Source organism: Streptomyces sp. NBC_00078 (genome assembly GCF_026343335.1).
In the GTDB taxonomy this organism is placed as follows: Bacteria; Actinomycetota; Actinomycetes; order Streptomycetales; family Streptomycetaceae; genus Streptomyces.
This window is the reverse complement of sequence record NZ_JAPELX010000001.1, coordinates 3,050,498-3,065,378: the sequence shown is the minus strand read 5'-3', so window position 1 is coordinate 3,065,378 and position 14,881 is coordinate 3,050,498. Positions and strand designations below refer to the sequence as shown.

12 protein-coding genes and 1 pseudogene are annotated in these 14,881 nt (G+C 68.5%); 10 read left to right on the top strand and 3 right to left on the bottom strand.

The genetic code is table 11. The features are described 5' to 3' along the window. Positions 1 to 63: 63 nt before the first annotated feature. Both OOK07_RS14270 and OOK07_RS14265 read right to left on the bottom strand, forming a co-directional pair. On the bottom strand, positions 64 to 747 hold the full coding sequence (locus tag OOK07_RS14270) for an IS630 family transposase (RefSeq protein WP_266796787.1): 684 nt from the start codon (positions 745 to 747) through the stop codon (positions 64 to 66). A gap of 82 nt (positions 748 to 829) precedes the next feature. Then, positions 830 to 1,120 (bottom strand): annotated as a pseudogene (locus tag OOK07_RS14265) (helix-turn-helix domain-containing protein); the annotation flags it as partial. 251 nt (positions 1,121 to 1,371) lie between these two features. Between OOK07_RS14265 and OOK07_RS14260 the strand changes: the two are divergent. Further along, positions 1,372 to 1,644 carry a hypothetical protein gene (locus tag OOK07_RS14260; RefSeq protein ID WP_266796785.1) on the top strand — a complete coding sequence of 91 codons (273 nt, stop codon included), beginning with the start codon at positions 1,372 to 1,374 and terminating at the stop codon, positions 1,642 to 1,644. Positions 1,645 to 1,716: 72 nt separating this feature from the next. Here OOK07_RS14260 and OOK07_RS14255 read toward each other — a convergent pair whose 3' ends face one another. Next, positions 1,717 to 2,712, bottom strand: coding sequence for a hypothetical protein (locus tag OOK07_RS14255; protein ID WP_266796783.1), 996 nt, complete (start codon positions 2,710 to 2,712; stop codon positions 1,717 to 1,719). A 136-nt stretch (positions 2,713 to 2,848) separates the two neighbouring features. Between OOK07_RS14255 and OOK07_RS14250 the strand changes: the two genes are divergently transcribed. From OOK07_RS14250 to rodA, 9 genes are all read left to right on the top strand, one after another. Continuing rightward, positions 2,849 to 5,473, top strand: a complete 2,625-nt coding sequence (locus OOK07_RS14250) for a valine--tRNA ligase (RefSeq protein WP_266796781.1) — start codon at positions 2,849 to 2,851, stop codon at positions 5,471 to 5,473. 138 nt (positions 5,474 to 5,611) lie between these two features. Next, a complete protein-coding gene (gene folC / locus OOK07_RS14245) occupies positions 5,612 to 7,138 on the top strand; it encodes a bifunctional tetrahydrofolate synthase/dihydrofolate synthase (protein ID WP_266683513.1) in 1,527 nt (508 codons plus the stop codon). A gap of 6 nt (positions 7,139 to 7,144) precedes the next feature. Then, complete coding sequence (locus OOK07_RS14240; RefSeq protein ID WP_266680337.1) at positions 7,145 to 7,501, top strand: DUF4233 domain-containing protein; 357 nt, start codon at positions 7,145 to 7,147, stop codon at positions 7,499 to 7,501. A 100-nt stretch (positions 7,502 to 7,601) separates the two neighbouring features. Beyond that, positions 7,602 to 8,015 carry a nucleoside-diphosphate kinase gene (gene ndk / locus OOK07_RS14235; protein ID WP_266680336.1) on the top strand — a complete coding sequence of 138 codons (414 nt, stop codon included), beginning with the start codon at positions 7,602 to 7,604 and terminating at the stop codon, positions 8,013 to 8,015. 399 nt (positions 8,016 to 8,414) lie between these two features. Then, complete coding sequence (locus tag OOK07_RS14230; protein ID WP_266680334.1) at positions 8,415 to 9,434, top strand: rod shape-determining protein; 1,020 nt, start codon at positions 8,415 to 8,417, stop codon at positions 9,432 to 9,434. Positions 9,435 to 9,580: 146 nt separating this feature from the next. Beyond that, entirely contained in the window at positions 9,581 to 10,525 is a 945-nt protein-coding gene (gene mreC / locus OOK07_RS14225) for a rod shape-determining protein MreC (RefSeq protein WP_266680332.1), read from the top strand. 13 nt (positions 10,526 to 10,538) lie between these two features. Further along, a complete protein-coding gene (mreD, locus tag OOK07_RS14220) occupies positions 10,539 to 11,219 on the top strand; it encodes a rod shape-determining protein MreD (protein ID WP_266680330.1) in 681 nt (226 codons plus the stop codon). A gap of 135 nt (positions 11,220 to 11,354) precedes the next feature. Beyond that, the gene (gene mrdA / locus OOK07_RS14215; RefSeq protein WP_266680328.1) at positions 11,355 to 13,616 is read left to right on the top strand and encodes a penicillin-binding protein 2; all 2,262 of its coding nucleotides are present in this window, start codon (positions 11,355 to 11,357) and stop codon (positions 13,614 to 13,616) included. Then, positions 13,613 to 14,812, top strand: coding sequence for a rod shape-determining protein RodA (gene rodA, locus OOK07_RS14210; protein ID WP_266680326.1), 1,200 nt, complete (start codon positions 13,613 to 13,615; stop codon positions 14,810 to 14,812). Before mrdA ends, rodA begins: the two co-directional genes overlap by 4 nt. Positions 14,813 to 14,881 lie beyond the last annotated feature (69 nt).

Genomic DNA, 14,881 nt, shown 5'->3' with positions numbered 1-14,881 from the left:
AGGTGCCCGGCGCTTTTCTTCAGCGCCGGGCACCTTGTTCATGATCTAGTAGACTGTCGCGACTTAATTTCGCTGCGTGGTTGGGTAGAGGTGGCGCAGTTTCACGCGTGCGTCGTCGGTGGTGAAGTGCCAGTCGACTTGGCGCTGGTTGCTGTTGGTGTGCTGCTGCCAGGCGGCGAGTTCGGCGTTGAGCACGGCGAGGTCGTCGATGCGGCGGTCCAGGCACTGGCGGGTGAGCGCGGAGAGCTCGATCTCGGCGATGTTGAGCCAGGACCCGTGTTTGGGGGTGTGGTGGATCTCCAGGCGCTGGGCCAGCGCGAAGGCCTTTGCCGGGTCGAACGCTTCGTAGAGCGAGGCGGTGGTGTGGGTGTTGAGGTTGTCCATCACCAGCACGACCGTGGCGGCGTCGGGATAGTCCACGGTCAGCAGGTGCTCGACCTGGTGCGCCCAGTCGACCCTGGTCCGGCGGGGCCGGGCGTCGACGCGCCGCCATCCGCGCAGCGGCTCGACCCAGCAGAAGATCGAGCAGGTCCCCGAGCGGACGTACTCGTTGTCCTCACGCCGGTCACGGCCCGGCTGCGCGGGAAGCGGATCGCGGACGTGGCCGAGGAGCTGGTACGGCTTCTCGTCCATGCACACCACCGGGCGCGCCGGATCGAAGGGTCGGTGGTAGACCGCCAGGACGTCCTCCATCGCCGCGGCGAAGGCCGCATTCGCAGCCGGCGGAATGGTCCAGCACTTCTTCACATGAGGACGCAGTTCCGTTTTTTAACACCCGGCCGATGGTGGAGTGGTCCAGATCCGGGATGTCCTCGACCAGCGCGACGTGCTTCTCCAGCAGGCGCAGCGACCACCTGGCGTGTCCTTTGGGCGGCGTCGAGCAGGCCAGCGCGATCAGCCTCGCCTCGACCTCGCCGGTCACCACAGAGGGCACCGGCGGGAGTGCGCGTTCCTTCCGGCCGACCGTGGCCCACACATCGCCGCCGGTCTCCGCGTAGCGCTTCGAGATCAGGCGGACCGAATCGCACGAGACCCCGACCCGGTCCGCGATCACCGCCCGCGGATCGACCTCACCGACCGAGGTGTCCAGCGCGAGCAGTACCCGCGCCCGCCTGATCATCGACGCGCTGCGGACCCCCGTCGTCGTCACACGCTCCAACGCCCGACGATCTTCGGCGCTCAACGCGACCGGATACTTCTTCTGCGAGGACACGGCACCCCTGCCCAGCCGAACGGAAGCGCCAAGCGAAGCTCGCCCGACCCCAACTCCGCCAACCAGCACGACACTTAGTCGCGACAGTCTACTAGTGGATCTCGACCACACCGATCGCCTGTTCGAGGATCGGTGGAACGAAATCGGGAGGGATCCATATGAAGCTGCTGAAGACCAGGCGACTCCTGGTCGCAGCAAGCGTCGTCGCCGCGGCGGGAGTCGTACCGCTGCTGACGGCGACGTCGGCCAGCGCCGACCAGATCGGATGCACGAAGTATCTGGCGAACCACCACTACACGGTCGGCCCCAAGGTGCGGGCGGCTTGCAACATCGAGCACCTGCCGGTGGGCGCCAATCCTGTGTGCGTGACTGCCCTGGTCAACCTGCACGTCAAGCTGGAGCACGCGAGCGCCGCCTGTCGCCTTGCCTGAAGGCTGAGCCTCTGAGACGACGATGGGGCGCCCCGGCCGGCCGGGGCGCCCCATCGTCAGGTGTGGCTGCGGTCAGGCCTTGACGCGGACATCGTTGCGGAGCTTCGCCGCGAGGTCCGCGGTGTCGTCGACCGACGGGCTCGAACCGGCGGCGATGGTCGCGAGGCTGAACGTCGTGACGTCGGCGACGGTGCTGTGGTCGCCCCAGATGCAGATGGGCATCTTGAAGGTCTTCGCGGCACCGGCACCTGTAGACGAGGCCGTCGTGTTCTCGAACTCGGCCACCTGGCACTTCATGATGCCGTTGGAGAAGCCCGACGGGTGAACCACCTCAGGGCTGCCGAGCAGCTTGCCCTTGGTGTCCTTGTCCTTCGTGGACTCGGACTTGAGCTTCGCGAACATGGCGTCGACAACCGCCTCGGGGTTTTCGACGGTGCCGTAGACGCCGGCGAAGGACAGGTTCGACGTGGACAGTCCCGTGCCCTTCGTGTAACCGGCATTGACGTCCTGCGGGTTCTTGACGCCCCACTTCTCGAAGTCAGCCTTGTCGTCGTCGCTGAACGAGTCCGAACTGTCGGCACCGCTGGACTTCTTGTAGGTGCCGCTGATGACCGTCGCCGGCGTGGTCAGCTTGTGCGCCCCGTCGTCCTTGATGTCCGAGCTGCCGCCCGCGCCACCGCCGCCGCCGATCACGAAGTACACCCCGACCCCGATGGCCGCCACGACCGCCACCGCCCCGATGATCAGCCCCGTCTTCTTGCCGCCGCCACCACCGGGCACGGGCGGCTGCGGGACGGTGTAGGGCTGCTGGCCGTACGGGGGCTGCTGGGGGTAGCCGTAGCCGGGCTGCTGCTGGCCGTACGGGGGGTTCTGCGGCGGCACGCCCTGCGGAGCCTGCTGCGGGTAGCCGTAACCCGGCTGGGGCTGCGGCGGGGGAGCCTGCTGGGGGTAGCCGTAGCCGGGCTGCTGCGGGGCCTGCGGCGGCTGCTGGCCGTAGGGGCCCGGCTGGCCGTACGGTCCAGGCTGCTGGGGCTGCCCGCCGTACGGGCCCGGCTGGTTGTGACTCATTTCTGGGTTCCCCTCCAGATGCTTATGTGGTCCCGACATCCTGGCGTAGACCGGGAGAGGGCGTTCCATCGGGGGCGCAGCCATTACAGAAACAACGCGTTTCGGGACTGCCCTGTGACACCCCTAAACTGAGCGCGTGACCGAGAACGCTCAGCAGCAGCCACCAGCGCCCGACTCCGAACTGCCGACCCAGTACGCGCCGGCCGACGTAGAGGGCCCGCTGTACGAGCGCTGGGTGGAGCGGGGTTACTTCGAGGCGGACGAGAAGAGCGACAAGCCGCCGTACACCATCGTCATCCCGCCGCCGAACGTCACCGGCAGCCTGCACCTCGGGCACGCCTTCGAGCACACCCTCATCGACGCGCTGACGCGCCGTAAGCGCATGCAGGGCTTCGAGACGTTGTGGCAGCCCGGCATGGACCACGCCGGCATCGCCACGCAGAACGTCGTCGAGCGCGAGCTGGGGAAGGAAGGCAAGTCGCGGCACGACCTCGGCCGCGAGGCCTTCGTCGAGCGCGTGTGGCAGTGGAAGGGCGAGTCCGGCGGGCAGATCTCGGGCCAGATGCGCCGCCTCGGCGACGGCGTCGCGTGGTCGCGTGAGCGCTTCACCATGGACGAGGGGCTGTCCCAGGCCGTCCAGACCATCTTCAAGCGGCTCTACGACGACGAGTTGATCTACCGCGCCGAGCGCATCATCAATTGGTGCCCGCGCTGTCTCACCGCGATCTCCGACATCGAGGTCGAGTACCAGGACGACGACGGCGAGCTGGTCTCCATGAAGTACGGGGAGGGCGACGAGTCCATCGTCGTCGCCACGACCCGTGCCGAGACCATGCTGGGTGACACCGCCGTCGCCGTTCACCCCGAGGACGAGCGGTACAAGCACCTCGTCGGCAAGCTCATCAAACTGCCGCTCACCGACCGATCCATCCCCGTCGTCGCGGACGAGCACGTCGACCCCGAGTTCGGCACCGGCGCCGTCAAGGTCACCCCGGCCCACGATCCGAACGACTTCGAGATCGGCCGGCGCCACGACCTCCCGGCCATCACGATCATGGACGAGCACGCGGTCATCACCGCCCACGGCCCCTTCCAGGGCCTGGACCGGCTGGAGGCCCGCTCCGCCATCGTCGCCGCCCTGCGCGCCGAGGGCCGGATCGTCGCCGAGAAGCGGCCGTACGTCCACTCCGTCGGCCACTGCTCGCGCTGCAAGACCACCGTCGAGCCGCGTCTGTCCATGCAGTGGTGGGTCAAGGTCGGCCCGCTCGCGAAGGCCGCCGGTGACGCGGTCCGCGACGGCCGCGTCAAGATCCACCCGCAGGAGATGGAGAAGCGGTACTTCGACTGGGTCGACAACCTCCACGACTGGTGTATTTCACGGCAGTTGTGGTGGGGGCATCGGATCCCCGTCTGGTACGGGCCGGACGGGGAAGTCGTCTGCGTCGGGCCCGACGAGGAGCCGCCGAGCGGAGCGGGCTGGCGACAGGACGCCGACGTCCTCGACACCTGGTTCTCCTCCGGCCTGTGGCCCTTCTCCACGCTCGGCTGGCCCGAACAGACCGAGTCGCTCGCGAAGTTCTACCCGAACTCCGTCCTGGTCACCGGCTACGACATCCTCTTCTTCTGGGTCGCCCGGATGATGATGTTCGGCCTGTACGCGATGGACGGCACCCCGCCGTTCCACACCATCGCCCTGCACGGCATGGTCCGCGACCAGTTCGGCAAGAAGATGTCGAAGTCCTTCGGCAACGCGGTCAACCCGCTGGACTGGATGGACAAGTACGGCAGCGACGCGCTCCGGTTCACCCTGGCCCGCGGCGCCAACCCGGGTGTTGACGTCCCGATCGGCGAGGACTGGGTCCAGGGCTCCCGCAACTTCGCCAACAAGATCTGGAACGCCACGCGCTTCGCGCTGATGAACGGCGCGACGGTGGACGGCCCCCTGCCGGACGCGTCGGCCATGTCCGCGACGGACCGCTGGATCCTCTCCCGGCTCAACTCCGTCGTCGCCGAAGTCGACGCGCTCTACGAGGACTACCAGTTCGCGAAGTTGTCGGACGCGCTCTTCCACTTCGCGTGGGACGAGGTCTTCGACTGGTACGTCGAGCTGTCCAAGACGACGTTCCAGGCGGGCGGCGAGGCGGCCGAGGTCTCGAAGCGCGTCCTGGGCGAGGTCCTCGACGTCACCCTCAGGCTGCTGCACCCGGTCGTCCCGTTCGTCACGGAGACTCTCTGGACCACCCTCACGGGAGGCGAGTCGGTCGTCATCGCGCCGTGGCCGGCCGACAGCGGCTTCCGGGACGCCGCCGCCGAGCGGGAGATCGAGAGCCTGCAGTCCGTCATCACCGAGGTCCGCCGCTTCCGTGCCGACCAGGGCCTGCAGCCGGGCCAGCGCGTCCCGGCCCGGCTGAGCCTCGACGGCACGTCGCTCGCGCCCCACGAGGCCGCGATCCGTCAACTCCTCCGCCTCCAGCCGGAGGGCGACAGCTTCACGGCGACGGCGACCCTCCCGGTTTCCGGCGCCGAGGTGGCCCTCGACCTCTCCGGCACGATCGACGTCGCGGCGGAGCGCAAGCGCCTCGCCAAGGACCTCGCGGCCGCCGAGAAGGAGAAGGCCCAGGCCACGGCCAAGCTCGGCAACGAAGCGTTCCTGGCGAAGGCCCCGGACAACGTCGTGGACAAGATCCGCGGCCGCCTGGCCAAGGCGGACGAGGACATCGCGAGGATCAAGGCCCAACTGGACCGCCTGCCTGAGCAGTAGGACACCCAGGGGCGGGGCCGCATCGATGTGCGGCTCCGCCGCGTGGGCGCGACAAGCCATGGGCTCCCGGCCCCCGCCCCCGCCGGCATGGACCTGCTACCCCACTCCGTGGGCACTCTGTCAGTCGGCCTCCGTAGACTGAGTTCCGTGAGCGACCAGAACGAGCCCGACGCCTTCGACGAGATCATCGCCGCCGCGGAGACATCAGCCGCTGACGCGGCGGGCGACCGCGACCCCGACCTCGCGGTCATCGAGGCCGGCAGCCGCACCCTGCGCACCCACGGCGGCCCGCCGGAGGCAGACGTGCCCGCGCGTCCCGAGGACCCCGAGGTCGACAGGGCCCTGCGCGAGGTCGAGGCGCAGCTGGCGACACGGTGGGGCGAGACCAAGCTGGAGCCGTCGGTCAGCCGTATCTCCGCGCTGATGGACGTGCTGGGCGACCCGCAGCGCTCGTACCCCTCGATCCACATCACGGGGACGAACGGCAAGACCTCCACGGCCCGCATGATCGAGGCCCTCCTCGGCGCCTTCGAACTGCGCACCGGCCGCTACACCTCCCCCCACGTCCAGTCGGTCACCGAGCGCATCAGCCTCGACGGCAGCCCCATCTCCGCCGAGCGCTTCATCGAGACGTACGAGGACATCAAGCCGTACGTCGAGATGGTCGACGCGCAGCAGGAGTACCGGCTGTCCTTCTTCGAGGTGCTGACCGGCATGGCGTACGCGGCCTTCGCCGACGCGCCTGTCGACGTCGCGGTCGTCGAGGTCGGCATGGGAGGCTCCTGGGACGCGACGAATGTGATCGACGGGGATGTCGCCGTCGTCACCCCCATCGATCTCGACCACACCGACCGGCTCGGCGAGACGCCCGCCGCGATCGCCACGGAGAAGTCCGGGATCATCAAGCAGGACGCGACCGTGATCCTGGCGCAGCAGCCGGTCGACGCGGCGCAGGTGCTGCTGAAGAAGGCCGTCGAGGTCGATGCCACCGTGGCCAGGGAAGGGCTGGAGTTCGGGGTCGTCGCCCGGCAGGTCGCCGTCGGCGGACAGGTGCTCACGCTGCGCGGCCTCGGCGGGGAGTACGGCGAGGTGTACCTCCCGCTCCACGGCCCCTACCAGGCCCACAACGCCGCCGTCGCGCTCGCCGCGGTCGAGGCGTTCTTCGGAGTCGGCTCCCAGCGCCCCGAACCGCTGGACATCGACACCGTCCGCAAGGCCTTCGCCGCCGTCTCCTCCCCCGGCCGGCTCGAAGTCGTACGGCGGTCCCCGACCGTCGTGCTCGACGCCGCCCACAACCCGGCGGGCGCCCGCGCCACGGCCGAGGCGGTCGGTGAGGCCTTCGACTTCAGCCGGCTGATCGGCGTCGTCGGCGCCAGCGCCGACAAGAACGTGCGAGGGCTGCTTGAGGCCTTCGAGCCGATCTTCGCCGAGGTCGTCGTCACGCAGAACTCCAGCCACCGCGCGATGGACGCCGACGAGCTGGCCGCGATCGCCGTGGAGGTGTTCGGCGAGGAGCGCGTCCAGGTCGAGCCGGGGATGCCGGACGCTCTGGAGGCCGCGATCACGCTGGCCGAGGAGGAGGGCGAGTTCGCAGGCGGCGGCGTCCTCGTCACCGGCTCCGTCATCACGGTCGGCGAGGCCCGGCTCCTTTTGGGAAGGGGCTGACGGCCCGTGCGTACGCTCTGTGCTTCGACCCTGATCGGCGAGTTCTTCGTGATCGGCTTCGCGGGGCTGGTCGCCATGAAGGACCCCGGCCTGTCCATGGCGACGGTCTGGACGGTCAGCGGCATCGCGATGTTCCTGTGCGTGGCGCTGTGCGGTGTCGTGACGCGGCCGGCCGGGATCGCCCTCGGCTGGGCCCTGCAGATCGCCCTCATCGCCTCCGGCTTCGTCGTCCCGACGATGTTCTTCCTGGGCGTGGTCTTCGCGGCACTGTGGTGGGCCTCGGTGCACTACGGACGAAAGATCGACGAGGCGAAAGCCAGATTCGCGGCAGAGGCCGGCTCCTCCACACCTGACGCTGCGTAACAGGGCTCCGGACACGCCCTGTAATCTTCGAACACCTCGCAGAACCCTTGATGCAGCACAACCTTGATTCAGCAGAACCCTTGATTCATAGGAGCCCGCAGTGACTCAGCGCACCCTCGTCCTGCTCAAGCCCGACGCGGTCCGCCGTGGCCTGACCGGCGAGATCATCAGCCGTATCGAGCGCAAGGACGGCTGGCAGATCACCGCGCTGGAGCTGCGCACCCTGGATCAGGACACCCTGGAGCAGCACTACGGCGAGCACAAGGGCAAGCCCTTCTACGAGCCGCTGGTGGAGTTCATGGCGTCCGGCCCGGTCGTCGCGCTGATCGTCGAGGGCGAGCGGGTCATCGAGGGACTGCGTGCGCTCGCCGGCCCGACCGACCCGATCGCCGCCGCTCCCGGTTCCATCCGCGGGGACTACGGCGTGATCGTCCGCGAGAACCTGATCCACGCCTCCGACTCCGAGGAGTCCGCCCAGCGCGAGGTGAAGATCTTCTTCCCCGGCCGCGCATAGGTCCGCGGGGGTTGGGCGGCTGACGGCTTCGGGTCGTCCGGGGGGTCTCCGCGGGTCGTCCTGCGGGGCGGGCCCGAGGTGTCCCGGGGGAGCGGTGCGCGGAGCTTTCGTAGATATTTCTGAGGCCCCGTCAGCTCGTCCGCCCGTCTGACCTGGGGCGGCCGTAGGATTTCGGCCCCCCTTCGGCATATGCGTGCCGATCGGGGGAACGAGTGCCCCCGATAGGCCGTCTCCACAAGCGAGGCGGCACTTCATCTGCTGACAATGGCGAAGACCCTCGCGCAGTGTTCGTGCAGGCGCGTCTACGATGGAAGCCTTCACGTCACAGCACCCACTTCGCCGACCTGAAAAGCACTCAAAGCTCCCAGGAAGGCCAGACGAATCCTGATGGGGAACTCAATGTCGTTCATCGGCCGTGACATGGCTGTCGACCTCGGGACCGCCAACACGCTGGTGTACGTCAGGGGTCGTGGGATCGTGCTCAACGAGCCGTCGGTCGTCGCGATCAACACCAACACCGGTGGCATCCTCGCGGTCGGATCCGAAGCGAAGAAGATGATCGGGCGGACCCCCGGCAACATCGTTGCCGTGCGACCGCTGAAGGACGGTGTCATCGCCGACTTCGAGATCACCGAGCGGATGCTCCGCTACTTCATTCTGAAGATCCACAAGCGGCGGTATCTCGCGAGGCCGCGCGTCGTCGTGTGCGTGCCCTCCGGCATCACCGGCGTCGAGCGCCGCGCCGTCATCGAGGCGTCGTCCCAGGCCGGCGCCCGTCAGGTGCACATCATCGAGGAGCCCATGGCCGCGGCCATCGGCTCCGGCCTGCCGGTCCACGAGGCCACCGGCAACATGGTGGTGGACATCGGCGGCGGCACCACGGAGGTCGCGGTCATCTCGCTCGGCGGCATCGTCACCGCCCAGTCCATCCGCGTCGCGGGCGACGAGCTGGACAACGCGATCATCCAGCACATCAAGAAGGAGTACAGCCTCCTCCTCGGTGAGCGGACGGCCGAGCAGATCAAGATCACGATCGGTTCGGCGTACGACCTCGACGACGACCAGCACACCGAAATCCGCGGCCGGGACCTCGTCTCCGGGCTGCCCAAGACCGTCGTCATCTCCGCCGCCGAAGTGCGCAAGGCGATCGAGGAGCCGGTCAACGCCATCGTCGACGCCGTCAAGACGACCCTCGACAAGTGCCCGCCGGAGCTGTCCGGCGACATCATGGACCGGGGCATCGTGCTGACGGGCGGCGGGGCGCTGTTGAAAGGGCTCGACGAGCGGCTGCGCCGTGAGACCGGCATGCCGATCCACATCGCCGAGGACCCGCTGGACAGCGTGGCGCTCGGTTCGGGCAAGTGCGTCGAGGAGTTCGAGGCGCTCCAGCAGGTGCTCGACGCCCAGCCGCGCAGATGAAGTAACTCTTCGATTCCGCCGTACGAGATGATCTCCTCTCGTGCGGCGGATCGTTGATATGGAGGCATAAGCTCCCCCATAAGCCTCCGCACACCTCAATACCCAAACCTCTGCACATTCCTATGAGGAAGGCACGGCCGCCGCACGTGAGGGACACACGAGAGAGCCGGCTGCTCCTGGTGCTGCTGATCGCCGTCGCGTTCGCGCTGATCACGGTGGACATCCGGGGCGGAGAGGACTCACCGGTCGACGGTGCCCGCCAGGGCGCCGCCGCGCTGTTCGGCCCGGTCGAGAACGGCGTGTCGTCGGCGGTCGACCCGGTCGGCAACGCCGTCTCCGCGATCCGCGACTCGGGCACCCGGCACGACCGGCTCGCCCGCCTGGAGAAGGAGAACGCGGCCCTCAAGGCGAAGCTCGGCAGCGACGACCGCAACTCCAGCCGCCTCAAACAGCTCGACAAGATGCTGAAGGTCTCCGCCGAGGGCCAGTACGGCATCAAGGGCGGCCAGGTCATCGCCATAGGAGCGGCCCAGGGCTTCTCCTGGACGATCACCATCGACATCGGCGCCAACGACGGCATCAAGCGGGACATGACCGTCCTGAACGGGGACGGTCTGGTCGGGCGGGTCACCACCGTCGGCCCCGACGCCTCGACCGTCCTGCTCGCCAACGACCCGGACTTCACCGTCGGCACCCGCATGGAGGGCAGCGACGAACTCGGCTTCGCCTCCGGGCAGGGCGACCGCCCGCTGCGCGTCGAACTGCTCAACAGCAAGGCGGACGTGAAGAAGGGCGACCGGCTGGTCACCTTCGGCTCCGAGGCCGACAAGCCCTTCGTGCCGGGCGTCCCGGTCGGCGTGGTCTCCCGGGTCGACCCCTCCGGCGGCGACCTGACCCGCACCCTCTACGTCACGCCCTACGTCGGCTTCACCAAACTCGACGTCGTCGGTGTCGTCGTCGAGGCCCCGAAGCACGACCCGCGCGACACGGTGCTCCCGAACAAGCCCAAGCCGACGCCCACGCCGACGGTCACCGTCACGGTCACCCCGTCCGCGAACGCGTCCCCCGACGGCCAGACCCAGCAGCAGTAGGAGCTGAATCCCCATGCGTGTCAACCGGATCCTGCTCTCCTCGGCCCTGATCGTCGTAGCCCTGGTCATCCAGGTGAGCGTCCTCGCCCGGCTCCATCTGCCCGGCGCCGTCCCCGACTTGCTCCTGCTCACCGTCCTGGGCCTGGCCCTGGTCTACGGCCATGTCGGCGGCGCCCTCGTCGGCTTCGGCGCGGGCCTGCTCGCCGACCTCGCGCCGCCCGCCGACCACGCCGCCGGGCGCTACGCCCTGGTGCTGTGCGTCGTCGGCTACCTCGCCGGACTGGTCAAACCGGAGAACGGGCGGCTGAAATCGGCCACCGGCCCCATGGTCGTCGTGGCCGCCGCCGCCGTCGGCTCGACCCTGCTCTACGCCGGCGTGGGCGCCCTCGTGGGTGACACCGCCGCCCGCCATGTCGGCCTCGTCAGCCTGCTGTTCACGGCGGCCCTGTACGACCTGCTCCTCGCCCCCTTCGTGGTCCCCGGGATCATGGCTCTGGCCCGGCGCGCGGACAACGACCCGCTCGCCGAGACCAACTCCCCGTCCAAGAAGGCGACCGACATCACCTCCGGCTGGATCTCCGCCGGCACCGGCCTCAAGCTCGGCGGCCAGCGCGGTGGCCTCGGCGGCCTGAAGACCAAGGCCCGCACCCGTACCACGCGTGTGGGCCGCATCAAGGGGGTCAAGAGGCTGTGAGGGCGCGGGAGCCGGCGGCACGCTTTCACAGCTCCGTCGGATATGACACAGACACACACTGAGAGGGGGAGGCAGCCGCAGTGACCAACGCCCACCCGTCGCCCACCACCACCCTCAACGGAATGGGCTTTGCCCGTGAGTAACATTCCGGAGACCGGTCGGACCCCACGGGTCCAGATCCGACTCGTCGTCATCCAGATCCTCGTCCTCTCCCTGCTCGGCACCCTCGGCGGCCGTCTGTGGTACCTGCAGATCCGCGAGGGCAGCGCATACGCCAAGGAGGCGTCCGGCAACCACGTCCAGCAGGTCGTCGATCCCGCCGTACGCGGATCGATCCTGGACGCGCGCGGTGTACCGCTCGCCGACAACGAGACCCGCCTCGTGGTCTCCGCCTCCCGCACCGACCTGCTCAAGATGAAGGACGACGGCAAAGCGGTCCTCACCAAGCTGGCCAAGGTCCTGGGCATGAAGCCCACGGAGGTCATGCAGCGGGTCCGGCTGTGCGACGCCAAGACGCCGCAGCCGTGCTGGAACGGCTCGCCCTACCAGCCCATCCCCATCACCGACGAGGCCACGCCCCGCCAGGCCATGCAGATCCGCGAGCGCTCCGAGGACTTCCCCGGCATCAGCGCCGAGCCCGAGGCCCTGCGCCGCTACCCGTCGCCCGGCAAGGCCAACACCGCCCAGGTCCTCGGCTACCTCTCGCCCGTCACCGACGACGAGATCCAGCGGGCCAAGGACACCGACTCGCCCTACCTGCGCTCCGACCAGGTCGGCCGCAACGGCCTGGAGCGCCAGTACGACAAGGAACTGCGCGGCAAGGCGGGCGTCACCCGCTACGAGGTCGACAACCTCGGGCGGGTCATCGGCAAGGCCAAGTCGGACGCCGCCGATCCCGGTTCGAGCCTCGTCACCAGCATCGACTCCCGTGTCCAGCGAGTCGCCGAGTACGAGCTGAACACGGCCATGAAGAAGGCCCGCGAGTCGTTCGACAAGATCACCGGCGAGAACTACAAGGCCGACTCCGGCGCCGTCGTCGTGATGGAGGCCAAGACCGGCCGCATCGTCGCCATGTCGTCCGCGCCCACCTACGACCCGAACGTCTGGATCGGCGGCATCTCCGCCAAGGACTACAAGAAGCTCACCGGCAAGGACTCCGACTACCCGCTGCTGAACCGGGCCATACAGGGTCAGTCCGCGCCCGGTTCGACCTTCAAGGTGGTCTCCACGGCCGCCGCGGTCGAGGCCGGCTACGTCTGGGACGGCGGCTACCCCTGCACCAGCTCGTACTCGGTGGGCGGCCAGGTCTTCAAGAACTTCGAAGGCGAGAACTTCGGCCCCATCTCCCTGGGCCGGGCGCTCGAAGTCTCCTGCGACACCGTCTTCTACGGCCTCGCCGACCGCGAGTGGAAGAAGGACGGCGGAATCAACCCGAAGAAGGGCGAGCCGAAGGACTACTTCTACAAGGCCGCCCACCAGTTCGGGCTCGGCAAGCAGACCGGCATCGACCTCCCCAACGAGGTCACCGGCCGCGTTCCCGACCGCCAGTGGAAGCTGGACTACTGGAAGGCCAACAAGGACTCCTGGTGCAGGACCGGCAAGAAGGACGGCAGCTACGTCGAGAAGATCGCGTACGAGAACTGCCTCGAAGGCAACAAGATGCGCGAGGGCGACTCGATCAACTACTCCATCGGCCAGGGTGACACCCTCCTCACCCCGATCCAGGAAGCCATGATCTACGGCGCGCTCGCCAACGGCGGCACCGAATACGTCCCGACCATCGGCAAGGCGGTCATCAGCCCCGACGGCAAGTCCGTCAAGGAGATCAAGCCGAAGGTCAAGGCCAAGCTCCCGGTCAGCCGGGCCACGCTCAAGGGCATCGACAAGGCCCTCGCGGGCGTCGTCACCAGCGGTACCGCCGCCTGGAAGTTCCAGGGCTGGCCACAGGACAAGATCGAGCTGCACGCCAAGACCGGTACCGCGGAGGTCTACGGCAAGCAGACGACCTCCTGGCTCGCCACGTACTCCAAGGACTACACGGTCGTCATGACCATCGCCCAGGCCGGTACCGGCTCCGGCGCCTCCGGTGAGGCCGTCCGCAACATCTACAGCGCCCTGTACGGCGTCAACTCCGACGGCTCGATCGACAAGAAGAAGGCACTGCTGCCCACCCCGCAGAAGGGCCTGCCCAAGGTCCAGCCGGACGGCACGATCGCCTCTCCGAAGATCTCCAAGGACCCGGCCAAGGAGCTCAAGGACCTGCAGAAGGCCACCGAGAAGGGCGCGACGGCTCCCGACCAGACCCAGCCCGGCGCGACCACCGCCTCGCCCACCACGACCAACCGGACCACCCGCAGGCGGCCGCGCAGAAGGGGAAGCCGGAGGATGCTCACATGACCGGTGCAGGCAGCTTCTCCGTCTCCGGGTACGGACCCGCGCGCGCGGGCTGGACACGGATCTTCGCCCGCGACTCGCTCGCCCGCCGCCTGGACTGGCCGATACTGCTGGCGGCGCTCGCGCTCTCGACGATCGGTGCGATCCTCGTCTTCTCGGCGACCCGCAACCGCACCGAGATCAACCAGGGCGACCAGTACTACTTCCTCATCCGGCACATCATGAACACCGGCATCGGGTTCGCCCTGATGATCGCCACGGTCTGGCTCGGCCACCGCACCCTGCGCACCGCCGTACCCGTCCTCTACGGCGCCTCGGTGCTGCTGATCCTGCTGGTACTCACCCCGCTCGGCTCCACGGTCAACGGCGCACACTCGTGGATCGTGCTCGGCGGCGGCTTCTCCCTCCAGCCCTCGGAGTTCGTGAAGCTCACGATCATCCTGGGCATGGCGATGCTGCTGGCCACCAGAGTCGACGCGGGCGACAAGAAGTACCCCGATCACCGCACGGTGCTGCAGGCCCTGGGCCTGGCCGCCGTACCGATCCTGATCGTCCTGCTCATGCCGGACCTCGGATCCGTCATGGTCATGGTGATCATCATCCTCGGCGTGCTGCTCGCCTCCGGCGCCTCCAACCGCTGGGTCTTCGGCCTCATCGCCACGGGCGCCATCGGCGCGATCGCCGTCTGGCAGCTGCACATCCTGGACGACTACCAGATCAACCGCTTCGCCGCCTTCGCCAACCCGGCACTCGACCCCGCCGGCGTCGGCTACAACACCAACCAGGCACGCATCGCGATCGGTTCGGGCGGTCTGACCGGCGCGGGCCTGTTCCACGGCTCGCAGACCACCGGCCAGTTCGTACCCGAGCAGCAGACCGACTTCGTCTTCACGGTCGCGGGAGAGGAACTGGGCTTCCTCGGCGCGGGACTGATCATCCTCCTCCTCGGCGTGGTCCTGTGGCGCGCCTGCCGCATCGCCCGCGACTCGACCGAGCTGTACGGCACGATCGTCGCCGCCGGGATCGTCGCCTGGCTCGCCTTCCAGACCTTCGAGAACGTCGGAATGACCCTCGGCATCATGCCGGTCACGGGCCTGCCGCTGCCGTTCGTGTCGTACGGCGGCTCATCGATGTTCGCGGTGTGGATAGCGGTGGGACTGCTGCAGTCGATCAAGGTGCAGCGGCCGATGTCCGCCTGAAAACCCGTGCGTTGCACCCGCGTCAGCCCGGGGCTTTCCCCGGGATTCGCCCCCGAGAGGCCCTGCCAC

Coding starts and splice junctions, on each gene's coding strand:
- OOK07_RS14260 (WP_266796785.1), top strand. CDS start 1,372: ATGAAGCTGCTGAAGACCAGGCGACTCCTGGTCGCAGCAAGCGTCGTC.
- OOK07_RS14255 (WP_266796783.1), bottom strand. CDS start 2,712: ATGAGTCACAACCAGCCGGGCCCGTACGGCGGGCAGCCCCAGCAGCCT.
- OOK07_RS14230 (WP_266680334.1), top strand. CDS start 8,415: ATGTCGTTCATCGGCCGTGACATGGCTGTCGACCTCGGGACCGCCAAC.
- mreD (WP_266680330.1), top strand. CDS start 10,539: ATGCGTGTCAACCGGATCCTGCTCTCCTCGGCCCTGATCGTCGTAGCC.
- rodA (WP_266680326.1), top strand. CDS start 13,613: ATGACCGGTGCAGGCAGCTTCTCCGTCTCCGGGTACGGACCCGCGCGC.